Here is a 26,420-nt window from a genome sequence, read left to right on the forward strand (position 1 = left end):
GCGTATCGTCCGTGATCTTCGTGCCGTCCGCCGGTTCCCTCATCCGGGCGGAAGACAGGCAAGATGGGGGGCGTGACCCTCATCGACCAGCTTCCCCAGACCGCCGACCCGGACGCCCTCTTCGAGGCCTTCTCCTCATGGACCGAGAGCCAGGGCATCACGATGTACCCGGCTCAGGAGGAGGCGCTGATCGAGGTGGTCTCCGGGGCGAACGTGATCCTGTCCACCCCGACCGGCTCGGGCAAGAGCCTGGTGGCGGCGGGCGCGCACTTCACGGCGCTGGCCCAGGACAAGGTCACCTTCTACACGGCGCCGATCAAGGCGCTGGTGTCGGAGAAGTTCTTCGACCTGTGCAAGCTCTTCGGCACCGAGAACGTCGGCATGCTCACCGGCGACGCCTCGGTCAACGCGGACGCCCCGGTGATCTGCTGCACGGCCGAGGTGCTGGCGTCCATCGCGTTGCGCGACGGGAAGTACGCCGACATCGGCCAGGTCGTGATGGACGAGTTCCACTTCTACGCCGAGCCGGACCGGGGCTGGGCCTGGCAGATCCCGCTGCTGGAGCTGCCGCAGGCGCAGTTCGTGCTGATGTCGGCGACGCTCGGCGACGTCGCGATGTTCGAGAAGGACCTGACCCGCCGTACCGGCCGCCCCACCTCGGTGGTGCGCTCGGCGACCCGCCCGGTGCCGCTGAGCTACGAGTACCGCTTCACGCCGATCACCGAGACGCTGACCGAGCTGCTGGACACCCGGCAGTCACCGGTCTACATCGTGCACTTCACCCAGGCGGCGGCCGTCGAGCGGGCGCAGTCGCTGATGAGCATCAACATGTGCACGAAGGAGGAGAAGGAGAAGATCGCCGATCTGATCGGCAGCTTCCGCTTCACCACCAAGTTCGGCCAGAACCTCTCCCGTTACGTGCGCCACGGCATCGGGGTGCACCATGCGGGGATGCTGCCGAAGTACCGCCGGCTGGTGGAGAAGCTGGCCCAGGCGGGGCTGCTGAAGGTGATCTGCGGGACGGACACGCTGGGCGTCGGCGTCAACGTCCCCATCCGTACGGTGCTGTTCACGGCGCTCACGAAGTACGACGGGAACCGGGTGCGGACGCTGCGGGCGCGGGAGTTCCACCAGATCGCGGGCCGGGCCGGGCGGGCCGGGTTCGACACGGCCGGATTCGTCGTGGCGCAGGCCCCCGAGCACGTCATCGAGAACGAGAAGGCGCTGAAGAAGGCGGGCGACGACCCGAAGAAGAAGCGCAAGGTGGTCCGCAAGAAAGCCCCGGAGGGCTTCGTCGCCTGGTCGGAGTCGACGTTCGACAAGCTGATCCAGTCCGAACCGGAGCCGCTGACCTCCCGCTTCCGGGTCACCCACACGATGCTGCTCGCGGTCATCGCCCGCCCGGGCAACGCGTTCGAGGCGATGCGGCATCTGCTGGAGGACAACCACGAGCCGCGCCGGGCGCAGCTGCGGCACATCCGGCGTGCCATCGCCATCTACCGTTCGCTGCTGGACGGCGGGGTGGTGGAGCAGTTGGACACCCCGGACGCCGAGGGCCGCATCGTGCGGCTGACGGTCGACCTCCAGCAGGACTTCGCGCTGAACCAGCCGCTGTCCACGTTCGCGCTGGCCGCGTTCGACCTGCTGGACGCCGAATCGCCGTCCTACGCGCTGGACATGGTCTCGGTGGTCGAGTCGACGCTGGACGATCCCCGGCAGATCCTGGCGGCCCAGCAGAACAAGGCGCGCGGCGAGGCCGTGGGGCAGATGAAGGCGGACGGGGTCGAGTACGAGGAGCGGATGGAGCGGCTCCAGGAGGTCACGTACCCCAAGCCGCTGAGCGAGCTGCTGTGGCACGCGTACGACGTGTACCGCACGAGCCACCCGTGGGTGAACGACCATCCGGTGTCGCCGAAGTCGGTGATCCGGGACATGTACGAGCGGGCCATGACGTTCACGGAGTTCACCTCGCACTACGAGCTGGCCCGGACCGAGGGCATCGTGCTGCGGTATCTGGCGAGCGCGTACAAGGCGCTGGAGCACACGATCCCGGACGACGTGAAGTCGGAGGATCTCCAGGACCTGATCTCCTGGCTGGGCGAGATGGTGCGTCAGGTGGACTCCAGTCTGCTGGACGAGTGGGAGCAGCTGGCCAACCCGGAGGTGGAGACCGCCGAGGAGGCCCAGGAGAAGGCGGACGAGGTCAAGCCGGTCACGGCGAACCCGCGCGCCTTCCGGGTGCTGGTGCGCAACGCGATGTTCCGCCGGGTGGAGCTGGCCGCGCTGGACCGGGCCGGTGACCTGGGCGAGCTGGACGGCGAATCCGGGTGGGACGAGGACGCGTGGGGCGAGGCCCTGGACGCGTACTGGGACGCCCACGAGGAGATCGGGACCGGCCCGGACGCGCGGGGCCCGAAGCTGCTGAAGATCGAGGAGGACCCGGCGCACGGGCTGTGGCGGGTCTGGCAGGCGTTCGCCGATCCGGCGGGCGATCACGACTGGGGCATCAAGGCCGAGGTGGACCTCGCGGCGTCCGACGAGGAGGGCCGGGCGGTCGTCCGGGTCACCGAGGTCGGCCAGCTGTGAACCGGTCCCCGACGCGTAACAGGAGAGGTACGGCATGACGAATCCGGCCGAGCGTCTGGTCGATCTGCTCGACCTGGAGCGAATCGAGGTCAACATCTTCCGCGGCCGCAGCCCCGACGAGTCCCTCCAGCGGGTCTTCGGGGGGCAGGTCGCGGGTCAGGCGCTGGTGGCGGCGGGCCGGACCACCGACGGGGAGCGGCCGGTGCACTCGCTGCACGCCTACTTCCTGCGGCCGGGGCGCCCCGGGGTGCCGATCGTCTACCAGGTGGAGCGGGTGCGGGACGGCAGGTCCTTCACCACCCGCCGGGTGACGGCGGTCCAGGAGGGCCGGACGATCTTCAACCTGACGGCGTCCTTCCACCGCCCCGAGGAAGCGGGGTTCGAGCACCAGCTGCCGCCGGCCCGGATCGTCCCGGATCCGGAGGAGCTGCCGACGGTCGCCGAGGAGGTGCGCGAGCATCTGGGCGCGCTGCCGGAGGCGCTGGAGCGGATGGCCCGCCGTCAGCCCTTCGACATCCGTTATGTCGACCGGCTGCGCTGGACGAAGGACGAGATCAGGGACGCCGATCCGCGCAGCGCGGTGTGGATGCGGGCGGTGGGCCCGCTGGGCGACGACCCGCTGGTGCACACCTGTGCGCTGACGTACGCGAGCGACATGACGCTACTGGACGCGGTCCGTATCCCGGTGGAGCCGCTGTGGGGTCCGCGCGGCTTCGACATGGCGTCCCTGGATCACGCGATGTGGTTCCACCGGCCGTTCCGGGCGGACGAGTGGTTCCTGTACGACCAGGAGTCGCCGATCGCCACGGGCGGGCGGGGCCTGGCGCGGGGCCGGATCTACGACCGTGCGGGGCAGTTGCTGGTGTCGGTGGTGCAGGAGGGGCTGTTCCGGCGGCTGGAGGGGTAGCCCTGCCGCTGACGTGCCGGGTCCGGCGGCTGGAGGGGTGACCCTGCCGCTCGGGTGCCCGGCGCCGGGGTGAGCCCTGCCGCTCAGGTGCCGGGAAGCGGGTCCTGGTCGACCTCGTGGCGGCGGGTGCGGATGTCCGGCGACGCCGGGTGCAGCTTGGCGTCGCAGGACGGGCCGAGGCCGGCCCGCCGCGAGTCGGTCCCGGTCAGGGGCCGGCCGCAGAGACGGCAGCGGACGAGGCGGCGGCCCTCGGGCGCGCCCTCGTCGGCGGCCCCCTCCTCGCGGACCGCTTCGCCGGTTCCGGGCAGCGGTTCGGGAAGGGCATCGGGTGTGTCCACCCCTCGATGATCCCAGCCCCGCTGGGCGGCCGCCCGCCGCCCGGGGCTTCCCGGCCGGGGCGCCCGGTTTGCCGAACCGTGCCGGTGCCGCGTTACTGGAGTGAGCCCCGGGCCGCCTGCCGGGCACAGCTCCGTGCGACGGGGCCGGGAGCCGCGGAGGTGCCGGGATGGACATGATCCACATCCGCGCGGTGAGCCCGCCGGATCTGACCGACGAGGTCGTGGGCCTGCTCTCGGCCGACCCGTGCGTGCTCAATCTGATCGTCCAGCGCGATGCCGCACGACGCCCCGACGGCGATGCCATCGCCTGCGACGTACTGACGGGGGCGGCCAACGACGTCCTGCACCGGCTGCGCGCCGTCCACCTCGACCGGCGGGGCTCCCTCGTCATCGAACCCGTCGACATGGCCTTCTCCGGCGCGGCCACCGAGGGCGGGCAGCGCGAACTGGGGCCGCTGAGCCGGGCCCCGGTCTGGGAACAGGTCGAGGCACGCATCAGGTCCGGAGGCCGGTACCCGCCGAGCTTCTACCTCTACCTGGTCATCGCCGGTCTGATCGGCTCGGTCGGCATCGTCACCAACTCGCAGATCCTGATCGTCGGCGCGATGGTCGTCGGGCCGGAGTACGGCGCCATCGTCAGCGTGGCGCTGGGCATCGACCAGCGCCACCGGTCCATGGTGCGCAGCGGGCTGGCCGCCCTGGGCGGCGGCTTCCTCCTGACCATCGTGATCACCTTCCTGTTCGCCCTCCTCATCCGCGGTTTCGGGCTGGAGTCGGAGGCGTTCGAGCGAGGGCTGCGGCCCGTCTCCAACCTCATCAACACCCCGAACTTCTTCTCCGTCGCCGTCGCCACCCTGGCCGGGATCGTCGGAATCGTGTCGCTCACCGAGGCCAGGACGAGCGCCCTGCTCGGGGTGTTCATCTCCGTGACGACGATCCCGGCCGCCGCGGACGTCGCCGTCTCCGCGGCGTTCACCAGCTGGGCCGATGTACGGGGCTCGGCCATCCAGCTCGTCGTCAACATCCTCGTGCTGATCGTGGTGGGCACGACCGCGCTCAAGGCCCAGCGCGCGATCTGGCGGCGGGTCCGGCTCCGCCGCGACCGCGAACGCCGGCTCGCCGAACAGACATGAGGACCGCCGGAGGGATACCCATGGGCAGGGAAGCCGCGGCGTCACTGCGCGCCGCACCGCACGCGACACCCGCCGAACGCGCCGCGCTGGGCAAGGCCGCCCGGCGGAAGGCTCCGCGGTCGAGCCATGCGGAGTTCTCGCCGTCACCGTATCGTCCCGATCCGCTGGCCGTCCTCGAAGCGCAGTCGGCGGAGCGGGTCCCCGAGCTGGTGCCGATCCGCTATGCCCGGATGACGGAGTCCCCGTTCCGCTTCTACCGGGGCGCGGCCGCGGTGATGGCCGCCGACCTGTCCGGCACTCCGGCCTCGGGGATCCGGGCGCAGTTGTGCGGGGACGCCCATCTGCTGAACTTCCGGCTGCTGGCCTCCCCGAGCGGAATCTGCTCTTCGACATCAACGACTTCGACGAGACGCTGCCGGGGCCGTGGGAGTGGGACGTCAAGCGGCTGGCGGCGAGCCTCGTCATCGCGGGGAGGGCGAACGGATTCACGCACCGGGAGCGGGCCGGAATCGTCCGGGCCGCGGTCCGCTCGTACCGGGAGGCGATGGCCCGGTACGCGGACATGCGCAATCTGGACGTCTGGTACGCGCGGACGGATGCCGAGCGGCTGCGCACGGTGGCCGCGCAGCAGTTGGGCGGGCGGGGGCGCAGGAATGTCGACCGGGCGTTGGGGAAGGCCCGGTCCCGGGACAGCCGTCAGGCGTTCGGGAAGCTCGCCGAGGTGGTCGACGGGCGGCTGCGGATCGCGGCGGACCCGCCGATGGTCGTCCCGCTGACCGATCTGACGCCGGGCGTGGACCGGGATGCGGTGTTCCGGCGGTTCGGCGGCATGCTGGCGGGGTACGCGCGCAGCCTGCCGCCCGACCGGCGCAGCCTCCTGGAGGACTTCGCCCTGGTGGATGTGGCCCGGAAGGTCGTCGGTGTGGGCAGTGTCGGCACCCGGTGCTGGATCGTCCTGCTGCTCGGCCGGGACGGCGGGGATCCGCTCCTGCTCCAGGCCAAGGAGGCCGGCCCCTCGGTACTGGCCGAGTTCGCCGGGGCGAGCGGGTATGCGAACCAGGGCGAGCGGGTGGTCGCGGGGCAGCGCCTGATGCAGGCGGCCGGCGACATCTTCCTCGGCTGGGAGCGGGCGCAGGGCATCGACGGCCGGAGCCGGGACTTCTATGTGCGCCAGCTGCGCGACTGGAAGGGCATCGCCGAGCCCGAGTCGATGGTGCCGAAGGGGATGCGGGTGTTCGGTGAGGTGTGCGGGGCCACGCTGGCCCGCGCCCATGCCAGGTCCGGGGACCGGATCGCCATCGCCGGCTATCTGGGCGGCAAGGACGTCTTCGACCGGGCGGTCGCCACGTTCGCCGAGTCGTACGCGGACCGCAACGAGCTGGACCACCGGGCGCTGGTCGACGCGGTGGCCGCCGGGCGGCTGCCCGCGGACGGCGCGAACGGCACCTCCGGCGCGGACGGTCCTCCGGGGCCGGGTGGCTGACCTTCCGCACCGGAGAGTGAGTTCCCGGGGCGGCGGGCGTCCCGGTCCGCTGCCTCGTGGTATCCCGGCGTGAAGCAGGGAGGGCGCGCCCCCTCCCGATGTCCGACGGCCGGGGGTGTGCCGTGCCCGGCGGCCGGGGGACGCCCCTTTCCCGACCGTCGTCACGCCGAGGAGCCGAGACCATGCCGACCACCCCTCCGGCCACCCCCCTCGCCGTTCCGGAGGACCCGTACGCGGCGGTCCGCACGCGGAAGTACGCGGGGCTGCTACTGATTGCGGCCGTACTCGGGGTGCCCGTCTCCGCGATCGCGTTCGGCTTCCTGGCGCTGGTCTCGGAGCTGCAGTCGCTGACGTACACGGAGCTGCCGAAGGCGCTGGGCTTCGACGCGACGCCGTCGTGGTGGCCCGTTCCGCTGCTCGGCGTCGCCGGGCTCCTGGTCGGGCTCGTCGTCCGCCGGCTGCCGGGCGGGGGCGGGCACCGGCCCGCGGAGGGGCTGGTGTCCACCGGCGCCCCGCCCGCGGCGCATCTCCCGGGGTCGTGCTCGCGGCGCTCGTCTCGCTGGGCGTGGGCGCGGTGCTGGGGCCGGAGGCGCCCCTGATCGCCCTGGGCGGGGGGCTGGCCGTCTGGGCGGCGGGCCGCGTCAAGCGGGATCTGTCCCCGGACGCACGGTCCCTGGTCGGGGCGTCGGGGAGCTTCGCCGCGGTGAGCGCCCTGCTGGGGTCCCCGCTGCTCGGTGCGTTCCTGCTGATGGAGGTGTCGGGGCTGGCCGGACCGATGCTGGGCGTGGTGCTGGTGCCGGGGCTGCTCTCGGCGGGGATCGGGGCGCTGATCTTCACGGGGCTCGGGTCCTGGACGGGGCTGGGGACGTACTCCCTGACCCTGGGCGAGGTGCCCTCGGCGGCCGGCCCTGATGCCGCCGGGTTCGGATGGGCGCTGGTCCTGGGTGTCGCGGCGGCCTTCGCCGGGGCGGGTATCCGCCGGCTGTCGCTGGCCCTCCAGAAACGCGTGGAGCGGCGGACGGTGGTGGCCACGGCGGTGATGGGCCTGGTCGTCGGCGCGCTGGCACTGGTGTACGCCGAGGCGTCGGGCAAGGACGGCTCCCAGGTGCTGTATTCGGGCGAGCACGAGATGGGCCACCTGCTGTCCGCGAGCGCGGAGTATTCGGTCGCCGCGCTCGTCCTGCTCATCGTCTGCAAGTCGCTCGCCTACTGCGCCTCGCTGAGCTGCTTCCGGGGCGGACCGGTCTTTCCCGCGATGTTCGTGGGTGCGGTGGGCGGTATCGCGCTGTCCCATCTGCCGGGGCTGCATCTCACCGCGGGGTTCGCGATGGGCGTGGGGGCCATGTGCGTGGCGATGCTGCGGCTGCCGATGACCTCGGTGCTCCTGGCGACGCTTCTGCTGGGCAGGGAAGGGCTCACGGTGATGCCGCTGGTGATCGTGGCGGTGGTGGTGGCGTACGTGGTCACTCTCCGGCTGACGCCCGCGCCCGCGGATCCGGGCGGGGCGCGGTCGGGGGCCGTCTAGATCCTCTCCCCGATCAGGGATATGCTCCCGAATATGGGAGAAGCGATCGAGGAGCCGGACCCCATGGGCGTCCGGCTCGCCGTGCGACTGGCGGACCTGCGCACCGAGCACGGCTGGTCCCTGGACGAGCTGGCCCGGCGCAGCGGGGTGAGCCGGTCGACGCTCTCGCGGCTGGAGCGCTGCGAGGTGAGCCCGACCGCCACGCTGCTCGGGCGGCTGTGCACGGTCTACGGCCGGACGATGTCCCGCCTCCTCATGGAGGTGGAGGCCGAACCACCGCCCCTGGTGCCCGCGGCGCGGCAGACGGTCTGGCGCGACGAGGCGGCCGGGTTCGTCCGGCGGTCGGTCTCGCCGCCGCATCCGGGACTGCGCGCCGAGGTCGTCGAGTCCGTCCTCGATCCGGGGGCGTCGATCGCCTACGAGAACGCGCCCGTCCCCGGTGTCGAGCAGCACATCTGGGTAGTGGAAGGCACGGTGGAGGTGACGGTCGCCGAGGTGACGCACACCGTGCGCACCGGCGACTGCCTCCGCTTCAGGCTGCACGGCCCGTCCCGCTTCCACTGCGCGGGGCCGGAGCGGGCCCGTTACGCCCTGCTGATCGTCCTGCCCTGACTCCGGCTCCGCGCCCTTTCCGCTCCGCACCCTTCGACCGTTCCGCCGCGAAAGGACCCCCGCTCATGACCGAGATCGTCCACGTGACCGCCCCTGAGCTGGTCACGTACGCCGATGACCTGGCCGGCCTGCTGGTCGAGACCGTCGAGGAGGGTTCCTCGGTGGGCTTCCTGGCCCCGTTGGACCGGGAGACGGCCGCCGTCTGGTGGCGGGAGCGGGCTGCCGCCGTGGAGGCCGGGAGCATCGGCATCTGGATCGCCCGCGAGGGCGGTCGGGTCTCCGGAACGATCGCCCTGGTCCGTGCCCCTCTGCCGAACGCCCGCCACCGCGCGGAGGTCGCCAAGCTGATGGTGCGCCCCTCCGCACGCGGCCAGGGGCTCGGCGGGGCGCTGCTGGCGGCGGTGGAGGAGTACGCGATGACCGAGGGCATCACGCTGCTGATCCTGGACACCGAGAGCGGCAGCCTGGCCGAGCAGGTCTACTGCGGGGCGGGGTGGACGAAGATCGGGAGCGTGCCGGGATACGCGGCCGATCCGGCGGGCAGCCTCAAGCCGACGACCTTCTACTACAAGGAGCTCGCCGCTCCGTGAGCGGCGGGCGGCACAATGAGCGGCACCACGCAATGACCAGGGAGAGCTTCATGACGCTGCACGACATTCCGCTGCGCACCCTCGCGGGCGAGCCGACCACGCTGGGCGCGTACAGCGGCCGGACCGTCCTGTTGGTGAACGTGGCCTCCAAGTGCGGGCTCACCCCGCAGTACGAGGGCCTGGAGCGGCTGCAGCAGAACTACGGGGACCGGGGCCTGACCGTGCTCGGCGTCCCGTGCAACCAGTTCGCCGGGCAGGAGCCGGGCAGCGCGGAGGAGATCCAGACGTTCTGCGCGACGACGTACGGGGTCAGCTTCCCGCTGCTGGAGAAGACCGACGTCAACGGCGACGGCCGGCACCCGCTGTACGCGGAGCTGACGCGGCTGTCGGACGCGGACGGGGAGGCCGGGGACGTCCAGTGGAACTTCGAGAAGTTCGTGATCTCGCCGGCCGGTGAGCCGGTGGCCCGGATCCGTCCGCGCTCCGAGCCGGAGTCCACGGAGGTCGTGGCGGCGATCGAGGCGCACCTGCCGGGCTGAGTGCGCGCGGGGGCGGTCCGGACCGCCCCTTTTTTGTGGGGTCCTTCGGTCGGGCTGGATCACAGAACCCGATGGCAGGTCACCGCGCTCATCAAACGCTAGCCGCGGCCGCCGCTCCTCCGGGAGAAGCGGCGGCCCTGCCCCGTCCGGACGGGGCAGGCGTCCTCAGCGGATCGGCATGCCCGAGAGCGTGCGGGCGATCACCAGGCGCTGGATCTCGCTGGTGCCCTCGAAGATGGTGTAGATGGCCGCGTCGCGGTGCATGCGCTCGACGGGGTACTCGCGAGTGAAGCCGTTGCCGCCGAGGATCTGGATCGCCTGCGCGGTGACGTCCCGGGCGGTCTCGCTCGCGTAGAGCTTCGACATGGAGCCCTCGGCCGAGGTGAACGGCTTGCCGGTGGTGGCCATCCAGGAGGCGCGCCAGACCAGCAGCCGGGCCGCGTCGATGCGGGTGCGCATGTCGGCGAGCTGGAAGGCGATGCCCTGGTTGTCGATGATCGGGCGGCCGAACTGGCTGCGGGTCTTCGCGTAGTCGAGGGCGACCTCGTAGGCGGCGCGGGCGGTGCCGACCGCCATGGCGCCGACGGCCGGGCGGGAGGCCTCGAAGGTGGCCATCGCCGCGTTCTTCACCCGCTCGCCGCCCGCCTTGGCGCGCTCCCGGGCGCGGGCGAGGCGCTCGTCGAGCTTCTCCTTGCCGCCGAGCAGGCAGTGGCCGGGGACACGGACGTCCTCCAGGACCACCTCGGCGGTGTGCGAGGCCCGGATGCCGTGCTTCTTGAACTTCTGGCCCTGGGAGAGGCCGGGGTGTCCGGGGGCACGATGAAGGAGGCGTGGCCCTTGGAGCCGATGTCGGGGTCGACGACCGCGACGACCACGTGCACGTTGGCTATGCCGCCGTTGGTCGCCCAGGTCTTGGTGCCGTTGAGGACCCACTCGTCCTTGGCCTCGTCGTAGACGGCCCGGGTGCGCATCGAGGCGACGTCGGATCCGGCGTCGGGCTCGGAGGAGCAGAAGGCGGCGACCTTCACGTCGTCGGCGTCGCCGTACATCTGCGGGATCCAGGTGCCGATCTGCTCCTCGGTGCCGTTGGCGAGGACGCCGACGGCCGCCAGGCCCGTACCGACGATCGACAGGGCGATGCCCGCGTCGCCCCAGAAGAGCTCTTCCATAGCCATGGGGATGCCGAGACCCGTAGGGTCGAAGAACTGCTGGGCGTAGAAGTCCAGGGAGTAGATGCCGACCTTGGCCGCTTCCTGGATGACGGGCCAGGGCGTTTCCTCACGCTCGTCCCACTCGGCGGCGGCGGGGCGGATGACATCCGCCGCGAAGCCGTGGAGCCACTCCTTGACCTGCTTCTGGTCGTCGTTGAGCTCAAGCGTGAACTCGGCCATGTTTCCCCTCCAGGCACTGCGGCGAAAACCATGCGTTACTCGCGGTAACAACAGTCTGTTACCGGCAAGTAGGTACTGTCAACCGCCATGGAGCCGATCCGGCCCCCGCCTCGTGGAGTGTTACGTTGCGCGGGCGTGCAGGAGCGGTGCGACGGCACCGCGTGGCCAGGGGTGGGAGAGACGACATGGAGACCGCACGAACCTCCGAGCGACAGCGGACCGCGGCCGAGCGCCGTCGCCGCGAGTTGCTGGAAGCGGCGGACCGGGTGGTGCTCAGAGACGGACCGCAGGCCTCGATGAACGCCATCGCCGCCGAGGCCGGGATCACCAAGCCGATCCTCTACCGCCACTTCGGGGACAAGGGCGGCCTCTACCGCGCGCTGGCCAAGCGCCACACCGACGCCCTGCTCAGCGCGTTGCGCGCCGCCCTGGACGCGCCCGCCGAGCGGCGGGCGCGGGTGGAGTCCACGCTCGACACCTATCTCGCCGCGATCGAGGCCCGCCCGCAGGTCTACCGCTTCTTGATGCACCCCGCCGACGGAGCGGCCGACACCGCCGACGCCTCCCCCTCCGCCGAGCAGGGCTTCGACGTGGGCCGGCACTCCGCACCCCTGCTGCGCCGCCTCGGCGAGGAACTGGGCCAGGTGATCGTCGAGCGGGTGGACCTGGGGCCGGACAGCGAGCAGATGGCCCGCATCTGGGGCCACGGGATCGTCGGCATGATGCACGCGGCGGGCGACTGGTGGCTCGCCGACCGGCCCTGCTCCCGCGAGCGGCTGGTGAGCAGCCTCGCCGACCTGCTGTGGGGACGGCTGGCGGAGGCCGGCGACCGCGACGTCAAGGGGGGCCCGGGGTTCTGAACCGGCACCCCGCCGGGCCCCGGCTGGATCAGCCCTGCCGCGCCCAGGGAGCCCGGCGCGCCGCGCGCAGCAGCCGGGAGCGCCGCAGCCCGGTCAGCCGGTCGGGGTAGACGGTGCCCTCCAGGTGGTCGCACTCGTGCTGGAGGCACCGGGCGAACCATCCCGTCCCGGCGATCCGGACCGGATCGCCGGTCATCGTCAGCCCCTCGACGACCGCGTGGTCGAAGCGTTCCGTGCCCGCTTCCAGACCTGGAAGTGACAGACAGCCCTCCGGTCCGCGTACGGTGAGTCCGTCCGCCTCGACCAGTTCGGGATTGACCACATGTCCCAGATGGCGGACATCGTCGTCGTCCGGGCAGTCGTAGACGAACACCTTGAGCGGGACGCCGATCTGGTTGGCGGCGAGCCCGACACCCTGTGCGGCGTACATCGTGGCGAACATGTCCTCGATCAGCTTCGCGAGCGACGGGCCGAAATCGGTGACGTTCTCGCAGGGCCGGTGGAGCAACGGGTCGCCGAGCAGACTCATCTCACGGACGAGTCCGGAACTGCCGGGGATCGGGCGGTTTCGCATGGCGGCAAGCGTACGTTCCGCCGGGGCCGGTCACTTCCCGTGGTGCCGCGGTGCGGCCGATGCGGCGGACATCGATAGGCTGGGCGCGGACCGATGCAAGGAGGATCTAGGACGATGGCAGGCAACACGGAGCCGTTGTCGCCGCGGGCCAAACTGGCCGTGACGGCGGGCAAGGCCGCGGCAGCGGTGTCACGCGCCGCGGGGCGGGGCAGCGGATCGGTGATCGGCGGCCGGGTGGCGCTCAAACTCGACCCGACCTGCTGGGGCGGCTGGCGCAGCACCTGGACGTGATCCTCGTGTCGGCGACGAACGGCAAGACGACCACCACGCGGCTGATCGCCGAGGCGCTGCGGGCCGCCGGGCCCGTCGTGTCGAACGCGCTCGGCGCGAACATGCCCGCCGGCATCACCTCGGCGCTGGCCGGCGGCTCGGACGCGAAGTTCGGCGTCATCGAGGTCGACGAGAAGTACCTGGCGGGGGTGGCCCGGGACACCACGCCCAAGGCCATCGCGCTGCTCAACCTCTCCCGCGACCAGCTGGACCGCGCGGCCGAGACCCGGATGATGGCCGAGCACTGGCGCGAGGGCCTGTCCGGCTCGAAGGCAGTGATCATCGCCAACGCGGACGACCCGCTGGTCGTCTGGGCGGCCTCCTCCTCGTCCAACGTGGTGTGGGTGGCGGCCGGTCAGGCGTGGAAGGACGACGCCTGGTCCTGCCCGTCCTGCGGCGGTGTGATGCAGCGTCCGGGCGACGACTGGTTCTGCGGGCAGTGCGGCTTCCGCCGTCCCGCCCCGAGCTGGGCGCTGAACGGCGACTACGTCCTGGACCCGCACGGTTCGGCGTGGCCGATCCACCTCCAGCTGCCCGGCCGCGCCAACAAGGCGAACGCCGCCAGCTCGGCCGCCGTGGCCGCCGTCTTCGGCGTGCCTCCGCAGGTCGCGCTGGAGCGGATGTACCAGGTGCAGGCGGTCGCCGGACGGTACGACGTCGTCACCTTCCAGAACCGTGAGCTGCGGCTCCTGCTGGCGAAGAACCCGGCCGGCTGGCTGGAGACGTTCTCGCTGATCGACCCGCCGCCGACGCCGGTGATCCTCTCGGTGAACGCCCGCGGCGCGGACGGCACGGACACCTCCTGGCTGTGGGACGTGGACTACACCCAGCTGGCCGGGCACCCGATCTTCGTGCTCGGCGACCGCAAGCTGGACCTGGCGGTCCGTCTCGAAGTGGCCGGTCTCGACTTCCGGGTCTGCGAGAACCTCGACGAGGCCGTGCAGTACGCCCCGCCCGGCCGCATCGAGGTCATCGCCAACTACACCGCCTTCCAGGATCTGCGCCGCCGTGTCGGCAACTGACCCCGGCCCCGGCCATCTCCGGAGAGGACGAAGTATGAACAACGGTCTGCGTCTGGTCTGGGTCTACCCCGACCTGCTCAGCACCTACGGCGACCAGGGCAACGCCCTGGTCGTGGAGCGGCGGGCCCGGCAGCGCGGTCTGGACGTGCAGCGCGTCGACGTGCGCAGCGACCAGCCGGTGCCGACGTCCGGCGACATCTATCTGATCGGCGGCGGTGAGGACCGTCCGCAGCGGCTCGCGGCGGAGCGGCTGCGCCGTGACGGCGGGCTGGCCCGGGCCGCGTCCAACGGCGCGATCATCTTCTCGGTCTGCGCGGGCTACCAGATCCTCGGCCACGAGTTCGTCAACGACCTCGGTGAGCGCGAGCAGGGTCTCGGTCTGCTCGACGTGGTCTCCACCCGCGGCGAGGGGGCGCGGTGCGTCGGCGACGTGCTGGCGGACATCGACCCGCAGCTCGGTCTGGAGCCGCTGACCGGGTTCGAGAACCACCAGGGCGTCACCCATCTCGGCCCGACGGCACGGCCGTTCGCCCGGGTGCAGTTCGGCCGGGGCAACGGCACCGGGGACGGCACGGAGGGCGCGTACAACGACACGGTCTTCGGGACGTACATGCACGGTCCGGTGATGGCCCGCAACCCGCAGATCGCCGATCTGCTTCTGAAGCTGGCCCTTGACGTGAACGCGCTGCCGCCGACCGACGACCGCTGGTACGAGGCGCTGCGCGCCGAGCGGATCGCCTCGGCGACCCAGCCCGCCTGAGGTGCGTTCCGCTCGCATGAGCAAAGCCCTCCTGAGGGGGTTTGCGCTCGGTTGAGCGACAGCCCGCCTGAGGGGTTTTCCGCTCGGTTGAGCGAAGTCCAGCAGGCGGACGGCCGGTTCGGTCCCGCCACCCTGCGCCGGTAGGGTGGCGGGGATCCAACCGGACGGCGTGGTCCGGTCGTCGACTTACACGTTGCAAAGGTTTCCGGGCCATGCGCATTGGCGTACTCACCTCCGGCGGCGACTGCCCCGGCCTCAACGCCGTCATCCGTTCCGTCGTGCACCGCGCGGTGGTGGACCACGGCGATGAGGTCATCGGCTTCCACGACGGCTGGAAGGGCCTGCTGGAGGCGGACTACCGCAAGCTCGATCTCGACGCGGTGGGCGGCATCCTGGCCCGCGGCGGCACGATCCTCGGTTCCTCCCGCGTCCAGCCCGCGCATCTGCGCGACGGGGTGGAGCGCGCCCGCGGCCATGTCGCGGACCTCGGCCTGGACGCCATCATCCCGATCGGCGGCGAGGGCACGCTGAAGGCCGCCCACCTCCTCTCCGAAGCCGGGCTGCCCATCGTCGGGGTCCCCAAGACCATCGACAACGACATCGCCTCCACCGACGTCACCTTCGGCTTCGACACCGCCGTCGGTGTCGCGACCGAGGCGCTGGACCGGCTGAAGACCACCGCCGAGTCGCACCAACGGGTGCTGATCGTGGAGGTCATGGGCCGTCACACCGGCTGGATCGCCCTGCACTCCGGCATGGCCGCCGGCGCCCACGCGATCGTGGTACCCGAGCGCCCCTTCGACATCGACGAGCTGACCGAGCTGGTCGGCAAGCGGTTCTCGGCGGGCAAGAAGTTCGCCATCGTCGTGGTCGCCGAGGGCGCCAAGCCGCGCGAGGGCTCCATGCAGTTCGAGCAGGGCGTCAAGGACATCTACGGCCACGAGCGGTTCGCCGGGGTGGCCACGCAGCTCTCCGGCGAACTGGAGCAGCGGCTCGGCAAGGAGGCCCGCCCGGTCATCCTCGGCCACGTCCAGCGCGGCGGCACGCCGACCGCGTACGACCGCGTCCTCGCGACCCGGTTCGGCTGGCACGCGGTGGAGGCGGCGCACCGGGGAGAGTTCGGGATGCTGACCGCGCTGCGCGGCACGGACATCGTGATGGTCCCGCTGGCGGAGGCGGTCGAGACGCTGAAGACGGTCCCGGCCGAGCGGTACGCCGAGGCGGAGTGCGTGCTCTAGAGCACCTCGTCAGGACACGTCCTTCCAGAACTGCCCCCGGCCGCGACCGCGCCCGGGGGCAGTTCTACTCTGGACCGGACAACCGGCACGAAACGGGGACGTGTCCCCATCGGGAGTGAACAGATGGATCACAGCGGGCACGGCATGAACATGGATCTGCCGCCGTTCACGCTGGGACGGGGGCTGGACCTCTCCGTCGAACCGTTCTTCCTGACCGGCTGCGTCCTGGCGCTCGCCCTGTACGGGTACGGCGTGGTGCGGCTGCGTCGGCGCGGGGACGGCTGGCCGGTGAGCCGGATCGTGTTCTTCACGGTGGGCGTGCTGAGCATTGCGCTGGTGATGTGCACCAAGCTCAACGACTACGGCATGGTCATGTTCAGCGTGCACATGGTGCAGCACATGGTGATCAGCATGCTGTCGCCGATCCTGCTGCTGCTCGGTGCCCCGGTGACGCTGGCGCTGCGCGCGCTGCCGCCGGCCGGCCGGGGGCGGACCGGGCCGCGCGAACTGCTGCTGAAGCTGCTGCACAGCCGGTACATGAAGATCATCACGCATCCGGTGTTCACGATCCCGCTGTTCATCGCGAGCCTCTACGCTCTCTACTTCACGCCGATCTTCGACTTCCTGATGGGCTCCAAGCCGGGCCACATCGGGATGATGGTGCACTTCCTCGCGGTCGGTCTGGTCTTCTTCTGGCCGATCATGGGCGTGGACCCGGGCCCGCACCGCCCGGCTATGTGATGCGGATGCTGGAGCTGTTCGCCGGGATGCCGTTCCACGCGTTCTTCGGGATCGCGCTGATGATGCGTCGACGCCGATGGTGAAGACGTATGAGAATCCGCCCGCCTCGCTGGGCATCGACGCCCTGAGCGACCAGAACTGGGCGGGCGGCATCGCCTGGGCGTTCAGCGAGATCCCCTCGGTGCTGGTGCTGATCGCGCTGGTCTACCAGTGGTACAACTCCGAACAGCGTGCCGCCCGGCGCTCGGACCGGGCCGCCGACCGCGACGGCGACAAGGAGCTGGCGGCGTACAACGCCTATCTCGCGTCTTTGCAGGCGCGCGGACAGTAGCGCGGAGGGCGCATACGGGGTGACCATGGGGACAACGGCCGCGCGGCCGACGAGGAGCGTGCGCGCATGTCCGGATCGACGAAGACCATGGGATACCTGACCGTCGGGCGCTGGTCGTGGTGACCGCGTACACGGTGGCGTTGGGAAGCAGTGGCTGGCTCTGGTTCGGCTGGGTGGTGCTGGGACTGTGCACCATCGGCATGCTGGCCACACAGGACACCTGAGACATCACGGTGGGTGAACACTGCCCCGGCGTCACGGTGGGGTGACCACGCCTGACGGGCCCGGAGGCGGGTACGAGCCGGGAGACCGGTTCGCTACGGTCGCACGGTGGTGCCGGGGCCCTACGCTGAGGCCCCGGCACCACCATGACCTGGTAGATACGAGTCCTGAGTCGGCCCGGCAGAGCGAGGTGCACCCGCACGGTGTTTTATTACGTCCTGAAGTATGTCGTTCTGGGACCTGTGTTGCGGCTGCTGTTCCGGCCCCGGATCGAGGGCCTGGAAAGCATCCCGGAGGAGGGCGCGGCGATCGTCGCGGGCAACCACCTCTCCTTCTCGGACCATTTCCTGATGCCGGCCATCATCAAGCGGCGGATCACCTTCCTGGCGAAGGCCGAGTACTTCACGGGCCCGGGGATCAAGGGGCGGCTCACGGCCGCCTTCTTCCGCAGCGCGGGCCAGATCCCGGTGGACCGGTCCGGCAAGGACGCCGGTCGGGCGGCGATCCGCGAAGGGCTCGGCGTGCTGGACAAGGGCGAGCTGCTGGGGATCTACCCGGAGGGCACCCGCTCGCACGACGGCCGGCTCTACAAGGGCAAGGTGGGGGTCGCGGTGATGGCGATCACCGCACAGGTGCCGGTGATCCCCTGCGCGATGGTCGGCACCTTCGAGATCCAGCCGCCCGGCCAGGTCGTGCCCAAGATCAAGCGGGTCGCGATCCGCTTCGGCGAACCGCTGGACTTCTCCCGCTACGCGGGCATGGAGAACCAGAAGGCCGCGATCCGGGCGGTGACGGACGAGATCATGTACGCGATCCTCGAACTCTCCGGCCAGGAGTACGTGGACGAGTACGCGGCCAAGGTGAAGGCGGCCGAGCAGGATGCCGCGCCGCCGAGGAAGTTCCCCAAGCGGCGACGCTGAGCGCGGATTCGCCACCGGCAGAGCGGCCTCGTCCCGGCGGGCGCACTCCCCTAGCGTCGCTTCCATGGCCAAGGGACACGCATGGGTGCTGGGAGCGACGGGGCAGATCGGGCGGGCGGCGGGCCGCGCGCTGGCCGCCGACGGCTGGGAGGTCACCGCGGCCTCACGCGGCGGTGGCCGGGACGAGGAGTGGGATGCCGGGGTCCGGGCGGTGGCGCTCGACCGGGACGAGGAGGGGGCACTGGAGAAGGCGCTGGGCGACGGCTGTGACGTGCTGGTCGACATGGTGGCGTTCGGCGGCGCGCACGCCCGGCAGTTGACCGGACTGGCCGACCGGATCGGCTCGGCGGTGGTGATCTCCAGCGGCGCGGTGTACGAGGACGAGCGGGGCCGCAGCTTCGACACCCAGGCCGAGCCGGACGGCTTCCCTCGCTACCCGGTCCCGCTGCGGGAGAGCCAGGCGACGGTGGCCCCGGGGGACGGCACGTACGGGACGCGGAAGGTCCTGCTGGAGCGGGAGTTGCTGGCGGCGGGCGAGGCCCTGCCGGTGACGCTGCTGCGCGCGGGCGCGGTCCACGGCCCGTACTGCCGCACACCGCGCGAGCTGTACGTCGTGAAGCGGCTGCTGGACGGGCGGCGGCGCCGGGTCCTCGCGTACGGCGGGGAGAGCCGCTTCCACCCGCTGCACGTGGCCAACGCGGCGGAGCTGATCCGTCTGGCCGCCGGGCAGCCGGGTTCGCGTGTGCTGAACGCGGCGGACCCCGAGGCGCCCACGGTCGCGGAGATCGCGTCGGCGATCGACGCGGTGCTCGGGCGGGAGACGGAGACGGTGCTGATCGATGGCCCGGCGCCCGAGGGGCAGGTGGGCGAGACACCGTGGAGCGGCGCGCACCCGGTGGTCTACGACATGACGGCCGCCGGTCAGCAGCTCGGCTATCGCCCCGTGACGGGCTATGCGGAATCGCTGCCGCAGACGGTCGAGTGGCTCGCCGGGGAGCTGGCGGGGCGCGACTGGCGGGAGGCGTTCCCGAAGATGCTCAAGAACTACGGCGAGAGTCTCTTCGACTACGCGGCGGAGGACGCCTGGCTGACGGCGTACGACCGGGGCCGCCGCTGAGAGCGGGCCCCGGTCGTACGCCTCGGGGCGTCCTACGGCTTCGGCGTGGCGTGCGGGGTGCACGTCACGTCGCGCCGACCGGTCTTCCCGGTGAGCAGGTAGGTGTCCACCCGCTCGTTGACGCAGGGGTTGAGCAGTCCGGTGACGCCGTGGGATCCGGCGTCCTTCTCGGTGATGAGCCGCGAGCCCTTGAACCGCTTGTGCAGCTCGACCGCGCCCGCGTACGGGGTGGCGGCGTCACGGGTGGACTGCACGATGAGGACCGGCGGCAGACCCTTGCGCGTCTTCACGTCCAGCGGGGTCTGCTGCTTGGCGGGCCAGGTGGCGCAGGGCAGGTTCATCCAGGCGTTGGCCCACGTCATGAACGGGTACTTCTCGTGGAGCCGGGTGTTGTCCCGGTCCCAGGTGCGCCAGTCGGTGGGCCACGGGGCGTCGGCGCACTCGACGGCGTTATAGACCGCGTTGCCGTTCTCGGAGGCGGCGTTGCCCGCGAGGTCGCTCATGTCGGGGGCGGAGGCGTCGATCAGCGCCTGGGTGTCACCGGCCCGGTAGGCGCTCCAGGTCTTGGCGGTGGGGGCCCAGGCGGAGTCGTAGTACGGGGCGCCCTGGAAGAAGCCGATGAGCTCGGCGGCCCGACGACGCCTCCGATGGGCTTCTTCTTCGCGGTGGCCCGCAGCTCCAGCCAGGCCTTCTCGACCTTCTGCGGGGTGTCGCCGATGCCGTAGACGTCGTCGTGCTTCGCGACCCACGCCTTCCAGTCGTCCCAGCGCGTCTGGAAGGCGATGTCCTGGTTGAGGTTCGCCCGGTACCAGATGTTCTTCCGCGACGGGTCGACCACGCTGTCGACGACCATGCGCCGGACGTGGGTCGGGAAGAGCGTGCCGTAGACGGCGCCCAGGTAGGTGCCGTAGGAGACGCCGAGGAAGTTGAGCTTCTTCTCGCCGAGCGCGGCCCGGATGACGTCCAGGTCGCGTGCCGTGTTCGGCGTCGTCATGTGCGGCAGCATCTCACCACTGCGCTCACCACACCCCTCGGCGTACTCGCGGGCCAGCTTCCGCTTGGCGAGCTTGTCCGCCTCGCTGTCGGGGACCGGGTCGGCCTTCGGCGCCTTGACGAACTCCTGCGGATCGACGCAGGAGATCGGGGCCGAGTGGCCGACGCCCCGCGGGTCGAAGCCGACGAAGTCGTACGCCTTCGCGGTCTTCGTCCAGAGCGGGTTCTTGGCGGTGATCCGGGCGGGGAACCGCAGCCCCGAACCGCCGGGCCCGCCCGGGTTGTAGAGCAGGGCGCCCTGCCGCTCGCGCTTCGTGCCGGTGCTGACGTGCCGGTCGACGGCCAGCTTGATCTTCTTGCCGTTCGGCTTGGCGTAGTCGAGCGGCACCGTCACCCAGCCGCACTGGATGGGGGCGGTCAGACCCCAGTCCTTCGGGCAGTCCTTCCAGTCGATCCCGGCCTTCGCCGCCCGCTGCGCCGCGACGGCGACCCCGCGCGCCTCGGCGTCGCCCCGGCCGGGGTGGCGGCCGCCGGCACTCGCGGCGGGTGCGGCCATGGCCCCCGCTATGAGCGTGCCCGCGACGAGAGCCCCGGCCGAGCCGAGGACGGTCGTACGTCTCACGTGAATCCCCCTTCATCCGATCCGCCGCCGAGGGGGCGGCGTGGTCATCGGTACGTCGCGGGGATCCTTTCGTCTGCGGGGCACCTGGGGCCAGGGCGTACACCTGTTTCTTTACCGAACCCATAACCGGTGAAGGAAGTTCGCTGAGCGGACTCAGCCCTCGGACTCTTTCTCGAAGCCTTCCTCGCAGCTTTCCTTGAGTCCGTCCAGCAGCTCGCGCATCGCGTCGTCCAGGATCCCGCGCAGCACGCGGGCGTCGGCGGCCACGGCGGTGACCAGGACGGCGGGGCCGGCCAGGGGAGTGAGGGCGGCAGTGGGTCCCAGGAGGCGGGCGGGGAGCGGGGTGTCCTCGAAGGACGGGTCGGCGAGGAGGAGTTGGCCGGTGGCACGGTGGCCGCCGAGGACGGCGGAGCCGTCCCAGCCGGCGGGGGCGTCGGGGCCGTAGGTCAGTTGCTGGTCGAGGAGGAGGCCGCCCGCGCGATGGACGGTGAGGCGGGTGGTGAGGGCGCCGGTGGGTTCGGCGTGGCGGCCGAGGATCTGTTCCTCGCGCAGCAGGAGGCGTGCGGTGGAAGCGAGTTGGACCCGGGTCGTCTGGTGCAGGCGGCTGCCGTGGGCGGAGACGAGCTGGTCGGGGAGCCAGTGCAGGGCGGCCCCCTCCCCCACGGCCAGGTTCACCGTGTACGTGGACGGGTCGGCGTCCGGCCGTGGGCCCGGGAGGGCTACCGTCGCCGCCGCCGCGTCCACGATGAGGCGTGCACCGTCGGCGGCCTCGGCCTCGATGGCGAGGCGGTCGCCGTTCAGCGGGGCGCTCATCGCGCCCACCACGGTGACCCGGGCGTACCGGAAACGGGGGGAGCGGGTGCGGCGCAGGGCGAGCGGCCCGTCGCTCTCCAGGACGGGCAGGGAGGTGCCGCCCCGCCCGTCGGGCTCGGCGCGGAGCCGGGCCCGCGCGTGGACGCTCACGCGGTCCAGCCGGCGAGCTGGGCCCGCACCCAGTCGGCGACCGGTCCGACGCCCTCGGCCGAGGTCAGCGACGTGAAGGCGACGGGGAGTTCGCCGCGCTGCTTCTTGGCGTCCAGGGCCATCCGCTCCAGGTCGGAGCCGACGTACGGGGCGAGGTCGGTCTTGTTGACGACGAGGAGATCGGCGGTGGTGACGCCGGGGCCGCCCTTACGCGGGATGTCGTCGCCGCCCGCGACGTCGATGACGAAGATCTGCGCGTCGACCAGGCCCTTGGAGAAGGTGGCCGTGAGGTTGTCGCCGCCGGACTCGACGAGGATCAGGTCGAGCGGGCCGACCGCGTCCTCCAGGTCCTCGACCGCTTCGAGGTTGGCGGAGATGTCGTCGCGGATCGCGGTGTGCGGGCAGGCTCCGGTCTCGACGGCCTGGATCCGCTCGGGCGGCAGGACGGCGTTGTTGAGGAGGAAGTCGGCGTCCTCGCGGGTGTAGATGTCGTTGGTGACGACGGCGATGGAGAGCCGGTCGCGCAGTTCCCGGCAGAGGGCGGCGACGGTGGCCGTCTTGCCGGAGCCGACAGGACCGCCGAGGCCGATGCGCAGGGCGCGCCGGGTGCCGTCGGGGCGGGGGGCGTCGGCGCTGACGGCGGCGGGGCCGTCGTGGGTGTGGCCGAGGTGCATGGGGGCTCCCTGTGGTGGTCGAGCGGAAGGTCTCACGCGGCGGTGGTGGCCGGGCGGGTGGTCACGAGGCGAAGAGGCGGACCGGCCAGGCGGCGTGCGCCTCGGCGGTGAGGTCGAGGAGCGGGGCCGAGGCGGCGGGCAGGGCGTCGATGCCCCGACGGGCTGCCTCGGCGGCCTGTTCGGCGACCCGGTCCAGTTCGGGGGCGAGCCGGGCGAGGACGGCGGTGGCGTGGAAGGGGTCGAGGGAGAGGAGCCGGACGACCGCGGTGGCGGGGCCGCTGACGGTCTCGTACGCGACACAGTGCGCGGCGTCCTCGGGGCCGAGGCCCGCCGTCCGTGCGGTGAGCCCGAGGACGACGGGCTGGTGGGCTCCGCGCGGCCGGGCTGTGGCCAGCGCGTCCAGTTCGGGGCTCGGCCAGGTGGCGCGGGCGGCCCGCATCATCTGCCGGCCCAGCTTGCGGGCGGTGACCCGCAGGGCCGGCGAGGGCATACGGGCGTCGGCGGCCTCGTCCAGGGCGAGCGGGTCGAGGCCGTGGGCCGCCGCCGCGGCGAGGGCGGCGGCGGTGAGGCCCGCGGTGTGCAGGCGGCCCCGGCAGAAGTCCGCGAGGGAGTCGGCGTCCCGGATCCGCCCCTCGGCGACGGCCGGTTCGGCGCCACCGGAGTGGGCGTGGCCTCCGGCGGGGAAACGGCCGTCGGCGAGAACGAGGAGAGCTGCGCGTGACATGGCGGCGGCCGGCCCTCAGAAGAGGAAGTAACGCTGGGCCATGGGCAGTTCCGCCGCCGGGGCCGGTTCGACCGGGTCGCCGTCGATGGTGACGGCGAAGCTGTCCGGGTCGACCTCGACACGGGGCACGGCGTCGTTCTCGCGCATGTCCGCCTTCGTGACCCCCCGGGTGCTGGTGATCGGCGTGAACGGCTTGTCCAGGGCGAGCCGTTCGGGCAGCCCGTCCTCGATCGCGGCGGCGGAGACGAAGTTGATGGAGCCCCGGGCCGCCGCCCGGCCCAGCGCGCCGAACATCGGCCGGGGCATCACCGGCTGGGGCGTCGGGATGGAGGCGTTCGCGTCACCCATCTGCGCATACGCGATCTGGCCTCCCTTGATGACGGTCTGCGGCTTCACGCCGAAGAACGCCGGGTCCCAGAGCACGAGGTCGGCGAGCTTGCCGGTCTCCACGGAGCCGATCTCGTCGCCCATGCCCTGGGCGACGGCCGGGTTGATGGTGTATTTGGCGACGTAGCGGCGGACTCGCTGGTTGTCGGCCCGGCCGTCCCCGGGCAGGGCACCGCGCCGCTTCTTCATGACGTGGGCGGTCTGCCAGGTCCGCAGGATCACCTCGCCGATCCGTCCCATCGCCTGGGAGTCCGAGGAGATGATCGAGATGGCGCCGAGGTCGTGGAGGATGTCCTCGGCCGCAATGGTGGAGGGCCGGATCCGGGACTCGGCGAACGCCAGGTCCTCGGGGACGGCGGGGTTGAGGTGGTGGCAGACCATCAGCATGTCGAGGTGTTCCTCGATGGTGTTGACGGTGTGCGGCCGGGTGGGGTTGGTCGAGCTGGGCAGGACGTACGGCTCGGAGACCACGCTGATGATGTCGGGCGCGTGCCGCCGCCCGCCCCCTCGGTGTGGTACGCGTGGATCGTCCGGCCGGCGATGGCGGCGAGGGTGTCGGCGACGAACCCGGCCTCGTTGAGGGTGTCCGTGTGGATGGCGAGCTGGGCGCCGGTCCGCTCGCAGACGGTGAGACAGGCGTCGATGACGGCGGGCGTGGCGCCCCAGTCCTCGTGGATCTTGAATCCCAGCGCTCCGCCGCGCAGTTGGGAGTACATGGCGTCCTGCGACATCGTGTTGCCCTTGCCGAGCAGCCCGATGTTGACGGGGAAGGTCTCCAGCGCCTCGAACATCCGCGCCAGATGCCAGGGGCCGGGGGTGACGGTGGTGGCCTTGGTGCCTTCGGCGGGGCCGGTGCCGCCGCCGACGAGGGTGGTGATGCCGCTGGAGAGCGCCTGGTCGACGAGAGTGGGTGAGATGAAGTGGACGTGGGCGTCGACCGCACCGGCCGTGAGCAGCTTCCCGTTGCCCGCGATGACCTCGGTCTCCGGCCCGATCACCAGGTCGGGGTGGACACCGTCCATGGTGTCCGGGTTCCCGGCCTTGCCGATGCCGGTGATCCGGCCGTCCCGGATGCCGATGTCGGCCTTGACGATGCCCCAGTGGTCGATGACGACGGCCCCGGTGATGACGGTGTCGGCGCGCCTTCGGCCCGGGTGGTGCGGGCCTGGCCCATGGACTCGCGGATCACCTTCCCGCCGCCGAACACCGCCTCGTCGCCCGCGTTTCCGGGGCCGCCCGAGCGGTCCTCCTCGATCTCGACGAGCAGATCGGTGTCGGCGAGCCGGATCCTGTCGCCGGTCGTGGGCCCGAACAGGTCCGCGTACACGGCTCGCTGGAGGTCAGGCATCGAGGGCACCTCCGGTTTCGCCGCGCAGGCCGGGGACGACGCGGCGGCCGGCGAGGGGAACGAGTTCGACGTCGGCGGGGATGCCGGGTTCGAAGCGGACCGCCGTACCGGCGGCGATGTTGAGCCGCAGGCCGTGGGCGGCGGCGCGGTCGAAGCGAAGCCCGGGGTTGACCTCGGCGAAGTGGTAGTGGGAGCCGACCTGGACGGGGCGGTCGGCGGCGTTGAGGACGGTGAGGCGGGTGACCGGCCGCCCCTCGTTGAGGGGGATGTCCCCGTCCCCGTACAGGATCTCTCCGGGAATCATCGGCGCTCCCCCGTCAGATGATCGGGTCGTGGACGGTGACGAGCTTCGTGCCGTCCGGGAAGGTGGCCTCGACCTGGACGTCGTGGAGCATCTCGGGGATGCCTTCCATGACGTCGTCCCGGGTGAGCAGCTTCCGTCCCGATGCCATGAGTTCGGCTACGGTGCGGCCGTCCCGGGCGCCTTCGAGCAGATGGGCGGTGATCAGGGCGACGGCCTCGGGGTGGTTGAGCTTCAACCCGCGCGCGCGGCGCTTCTCGGCCACGTCGGCGGCCACATGGATGAGCAGACGCTCCTGCTCGTGCGGGGTCAGTTGCACGCTTCCACCTCATCGTCTTCCGCCCGGCTCCTGGCTCCGGACGCAGCGGGACCCTATCCCCGTTCAACAACTCGTTGAACGGGGACGGCCCCCTCGCGACCAGGCATTGCACGTTAGGGCGGAAGTTTTTCCATTGCGTTAACTGATCTTTTGCGGGGTGATGGACATCAGACCGCGCAACCCGTCCTCCAGCACCTCGGGGCATACGTCCCCGAAGAACGCCTCCCGCACGGTGAAGCCTGCGCCCCGCTACGACGAGGCCACCGCCCGAACCGCGGTCGGGGACCGGGTCGTATACCGCGCGGCTGTGCGCTGGGCGCGGGCGCTTCTCTGCTCCGCTCGGCCGCGTTCTTCGACGGGAGCGCGGCGGGCGGCCCCCTCCTGACGCTCGCACTGTGGTCGTTTCTCGGGCCGACGGCGGTGCTGCCGGCTTCGCGCTGTCGCGGTCGGGGCCGGTGGAGCCTCAGGGCCGGTGGAGCGTCAGAGGCTCCGGCCGTTGCCGTCGCCCTTGCCACCGCCGTTGCCATTGCCGTCGTGGGGGCGGTGCTCGGCGGCGATGCCGAACCTGCGCCGTTCGCCCTGAGCGGATGGCGCGGAGCCGATCGAGGAGACCGAGCTGATCACCTGCTCCTCGGCCGCGGATTCCTCCGCTTCGAGTCGTTGCAGGTCAGCGGCGGAAACCAGCGCGACGAGCGGCTTGCCGTGCCGTGTCACCACGACGCGCTCACCGCCGTAGACGACGCGGTTGATCAGTTCGGCGAGCTCCGCCCGTGCTTGCGTCACCGGAATCTCGTAGGCCATAGTCACCATCATAACCTTCTGTACGTCCTGTACATTTTTGACGGATGGCGGGACGCCCAGACGGACGGT

At 71.6% G+C, this 26,420-nt stretch carries 19 protein-coding genes and 7 pseudogenes; 15 read left to right on the plus strand and 11 right to left on the minus strand.

Annotated features, from left to right (window positions below):
- The first annotated feature begins 72 nt into the window (after positions 1-72).
- Positions 73-2,586 carry a DEAD/DEAH box helicase gene (locus CCZ36_RS02865; protein ID WP_069736225.1) on the plus strand — a complete coding sequence of 838 codons (2,514 nt, stop codon included), beginning with the start codon at positions 73-75 and terminating at the stop codon, positions 2,584-2,586.
- Between the two features lie 34 nt (positions 2,587-2,620).
- Positions 2,621-3,493, plus strand: coding sequence for an acyl-CoA thioesterase (locus CCZ36_RS02870; protein ID WP_069742521.1), 873 nt, complete (start codon positions 2,621-2,623; stop codon positions 3,491-3,493).
- An 83-nt stretch (positions 3,494-3,576) separates the two neighbouring features.
- Here the strand turns inward: CCZ36_RS02870 and CCZ36_RS02875 are convergent, their stop codons facing one another.
- Positions 3,577-3,831, minus strand: a complete 255-nt coding sequence (locus CCZ36_RS02875) for a DUF6011 domain-containing protein (protein ID WP_069736169.1) — start codon at positions 3,829-3,831, stop codon at positions 3,577-3,579.
- A 167-nt stretch (positions 3,832-3,998) separates the two neighbouring features.
- Here CCZ36_RS02875 and CCZ36_RS02880 point away from each other — a divergent pair, with 167 nt between their 5' ends.
- The 6 genes and pseudogenes from CCZ36_RS02880 to CCZ36_RS02905 all read left to right on the plus strand — a co-directional run bounded on the left by CCZ36_RS02880 (position 3,999) and on the right by CCZ36_RS02905 (position 9,713).
- On the plus strand, positions 3,999-4,964 hold the full coding sequence (locus tag CCZ36_RS02880) for a DUF389 domain-containing protein (RefSeq protein ID WP_069736168.1): 966 nt from the start codon (positions 3,999-4,001) through the stop codon (positions 4,962-4,964).
- Positions 4,965-4,984: 20 nt separating this feature from the next.
- A pseudogene (locus CCZ36_RS02885) lies at positions 4,985-6,447 on the plus strand (DUF2252 domain-containing protein).
- A 182-nt stretch (positions 6,448-6,629) separates the two neighbouring features.
- Positions 6,630-7,972 (plus strand): annotated as a pseudogene (locus CCZ36_RS02890) (chloride channel protein).
- A 33-nt stretch (positions 7,973-8,005) separates the two neighbouring features.
- On the plus strand, positions 8,006-8,584 hold the full coding sequence (locus CCZ36_RS02895; RefSeq protein WP_069736165.1) for an XRE family transcriptional regulator: 579 nt from the start codon (positions 8,006-8,008) through the stop codon (positions 8,582-8,584).
- 65 nt (positions 8,585-8,649) lie between these two features.
- A complete protein-coding gene (locus CCZ36_RS02900) occupies positions 8,650-9,174 on the plus strand; it encodes a GNAT family N-acetyltransferase (RefSeq protein ID WP_128816974.1) in 525 nt (174 codons plus the stop codon).
- 50 nt (positions 9,175-9,224) lie between these two features.
- Complete coding sequence (locus CCZ36_RS02905) at positions 9,225-9,713, plus strand: glutathione peroxidase (protein ID WP_069736224.1); 489 nt, start codon at positions 9,225-9,227, stop codon at positions 9,711-9,713.
- Between the two features lie 165 nt (positions 9,714-9,878).
- Here CCZ36_RS02905 and CCZ36_RS02910 read toward each other — a convergent pair.
- Positions 9,879-11,104 (minus strand): annotated as a pseudogene (locus CCZ36_RS02910) (acyl-CoA dehydrogenase family protein).
- Between the two features lie 185 nt (positions 11,105-11,289).
- Here CCZ36_RS02910 and CCZ36_RS02915 point away from each other — a divergent pair.
- Positions 11,290-11,964, plus strand: a complete 675-nt coding sequence (locus CCZ36_RS02915) for a TetR family transcriptional regulator (protein WP_069736163.1) — start codon at positions 11,290-11,292, stop codon at positions 11,962-11,964.
- Positions 11,965-11,992: 28 nt separating this feature from the next.
- Here the strand turns inward: CCZ36_RS02915 and def are convergent, their stop codons facing one another.
- The gene (gene def / locus CCZ36_RS02920; protein WP_069736162.1) at positions 11,993-12,538 is read right to left on the minus strand and encodes a peptide deformylase; all 546 of its coding nucleotides are present in this window, start codon (positions 12,536-12,538) and stop codon (positions 11,993-11,995) included.
- Positions 12,539-12,652: 114 nt separating this feature from the next.
- On the opposite strand from def, the pseudogene CCZ36_RS02925 reads away from it, so the two are divergent.
- The 6 genes and pseudogenes from CCZ36_RS02925 (at position 12,653) to CCZ36_RS02950 (ending at position 19,219) form a co-directional block, all read left to right on the plus strand.
- A pseudogene (locus tag CCZ36_RS02925) lies at positions 12,653-13,890 on the plus strand (MurT ligase domain-containing protein).
- Between the two features lie 34 nt (positions 13,891-13,924).
- Positions 13,925-14,650: a type 1 glutamine amidotransferase gene (locus CCZ36_RS02930; protein WP_032765664.1), complete on the plus strand. Its 726-nt coding sequence runs from the start codon at positions 13,925-13,927 to the stop codon at positions 14,648-14,650.
- Positions 14,651-14,862: 212 nt separating this feature from the next.
- On the plus strand, positions 14,863-15,888 hold the full coding sequence (locus CCZ36_RS02935; protein ID WP_069736160.1) for a 6-phosphofructokinase: 1,026 nt from the start codon (positions 14,863-14,865) through the stop codon (positions 15,886-15,888).
- 123 nt (positions 15,889-16,011) lie between these two features.
- Positions 16,012-16,960, plus strand: a pseudogene (locus CCZ36_RS02940) (cytochrome c oxidase assembly protein).
- Positions 16,961-17,385: 425 nt separating this feature from the next.
- On the plus strand, positions 17,386-18,102 hold the full coding sequence (locus CCZ36_RS02945) for a lysophospholipid acyltransferase family protein (RefSeq protein ID WP_069736158.1): 717 nt from the start codon (positions 17,386-17,388) through the stop codon (positions 18,100-18,102).
- Positions 18,103-18,166: 64 nt separating this feature from the next.
- Complete coding sequence (locus CCZ36_RS02950) at positions 18,167-19,219, plus strand: NAD-dependent epimerase/dehydratase family protein (RefSeq protein WP_128816975.1); 1,053 nt, start codon at positions 18,167-18,169, stop codon at positions 19,217-19,219.
- Between the two features lie 32 nt (positions 19,220-19,251).
- On the opposite strand, the pseudogene CCZ36_RS02955 reads toward CCZ36_RS02950, so the two are convergent.
- The 8 genes and pseudogenes from CCZ36_RS02955 to CCZ36_RS03000 form a co-directional block, all read right to left on the minus strand.
- Positions 19,252-20,834: pseudogene (locus CCZ36_RS02955) on the minus strand (alpha/beta hydrolase).
- Between the two features lie 153 nt (positions 20,835-20,987).
- Entirely contained in the window at positions 20,988-21,797 is an 810-nt protein-coding gene (locus tag CCZ36_RS02960) for an urease accessory protein UreD (RefSeq protein WP_128816976.1), read from the minus strand.
- Complete coding sequence (gene ureG / locus CCZ36_RS02965; RefSeq protein WP_128816977.1) at positions 21,794-22,471, minus strand: urease accessory protein UreG; 678 nt, start codon at positions 22,469-22,471, stop codon at positions 21,794-21,796. The genes CCZ36_RS02960 and ureG overlap by 4 nt, the downstream gene beginning before the upstream one ends.
- A gap of 61 nt (positions 22,472-22,532) precedes the next feature.
- The gene (locus CCZ36_RS02970; RefSeq protein WP_128816978.1) at positions 22,533-23,195 is read right to left on the minus strand and encodes an urease accessory protein UreF; all 663 of its coding nucleotides are present in this window, start codon (positions 23,193-23,195) and stop codon (positions 22,533-22,535) included.
- 15 nt (positions 23,196-23,210) lie between these two features.
- Positions 23,211-24,930: pseudogene (locus CCZ36_RS02975) on the minus strand (urease subunit alpha).
- On the minus strand, positions 24,923-25,234 hold the full coding sequence (locus CCZ36_RS02980) for an urease subunit beta (RefSeq protein ID WP_069736151.1): 312 nt from the start codon (positions 25,232-25,234) through the stop codon (positions 24,923-24,925). Before CCZ36_RS02980 ends, CCZ36_RS02975 begins: the two are co-directional and overlap by 8 nt.
- A gap of 13 nt (positions 25,235-25,247) precedes the next feature.
- Complete coding sequence (locus CCZ36_RS02985; RefSeq protein WP_069736150.1) at positions 25,248-25,550, minus strand: urease subunit gamma; 303 nt, start codon at positions 25,548-25,550, stop codon at positions 25,248-25,250.
- A 480-nt stretch (positions 25,551-26,030) separates the two neighbouring features.
- Positions 26,031-26,351 (minus strand): type II toxin-antitoxin system Phd/YefM family antitoxin, encoded by a 321-nt coding sequence (locus CCZ36_RS03000; RefSeq protein ID WP_069736149.1) that lies wholly within the window; start codon positions 26,349-26,351, stop codon positions 26,031-26,033.
- Positions 26,352-26,420: the final 69 nt, after the last annotated feature.

Origin of the sequence: Streptomyces sp. S063, from assembly GCF_002832675.1 — a bacterium.
In the GTDB taxonomy this organism is placed as follows: domain Bacteria; phylum Actinomycetota; class Actinomycetes; order Streptomycetales; family Streptomycetaceae; genus Streptomyces; species Streptomyces sindenensis.

Excerpts from the sequence above, each read along its gene's own strand:
- CCZ36_RS02870 (WP_069742521.1), top strand. The coding sequence starts at position 2,621 with ATGACGAATCCGGCCGAGCGTCTGGTCGATCTGCTCGACCTGGAGCGA.
- CCZ36_RS02880 (WP_069736168.1), top strand. The coding sequence starts at position 3,999 with ATGGACATGATCCACATCCGCGCGGTGAGCCCGCCGGATCTGACCGAC.
- CCZ36_RS02895 (WP_069736165.1), top strand. The coding sequence starts at position 8,006 with ATGGGAGAAGCGATCGAGGAGCCGGACCCCATGGGCGTCCGGCTCGCC.
- CCZ36_RS02900 (WP_128816974.1), top strand. The coding sequence starts at position 8,650 with ATGACCGAGATCGTCCACGTGACCGCCCCTGAGCTGGTCACGTACGCC.
- CCZ36_RS02905 (WP_069736224.1), top strand. The coding sequence starts at position 9,225 with ATGACGCTGCACGACATTCCGCTGCGCACCCTCGCGGGCGAGCCGACC.
- CCZ36_RS02915 (WP_069736163.1), top strand. The coding sequence starts at position 11,290 with ATGGAGACCGCACGAACCTCCGAGCGACAGCGGACCGCGGCCGAGCGC.
- def (WP_069736162.1), bottom strand. The coding sequence starts at position 12,538 with ATGCGAAACCGCCCGATCCCCGGCAGTTCCGGACTCGTCCGTGAGATG.
- CCZ36_RS02930 (WP_032765664.1), top strand. The coding sequence starts at position 13,925 with ATGAACAACGGTCTGCGTCTGGTCTGGGTCTACCCCGACCTGCTCAGC.
- CCZ36_RS02935 (WP_069736160.1), top strand. The coding sequence starts at position 14,863 with ATGCGCATTGGCGTACTCACCTCCGGCGGCGACTGCCCCGGCCTCAAC.
- CCZ36_RS02950 (WP_128816975.1), top strand. The coding sequence starts at position 18,167 with ATGGCCAAGGGACACGCATGGGTGCTGGGAGCGACGGGGCAGATCGGG.
- ureG (WP_128816977.1), bottom strand. The coding sequence starts at position 22,471 with ATGCACCTCGGCCACACCCACGACGGCCCCGCCGCCGTCAGCGCCGAC.
- CCZ36_RS02970 (WP_128816978.1), bottom strand. The coding sequence starts at position 23,195 with ATGTCACGCGCAGCTCTCCTCGTTCTCGCCGACGGCCGTTTCCCCGCC.
- CCZ36_RS02980 (WP_069736151.1), bottom strand. The coding sequence starts at position 25,234 with ATGATTCCCGGAGAGATCCTGTACGGGGACGGGGACATCCCCCTCAAC.
- CCZ36_RS03000 (WP_069736149.1), bottom strand. The coding sequence starts at position 26,351 with ATGGCCTACGAGATTCCGGTGACGCAAGCACGGGCGGAGCTCGCCGAA.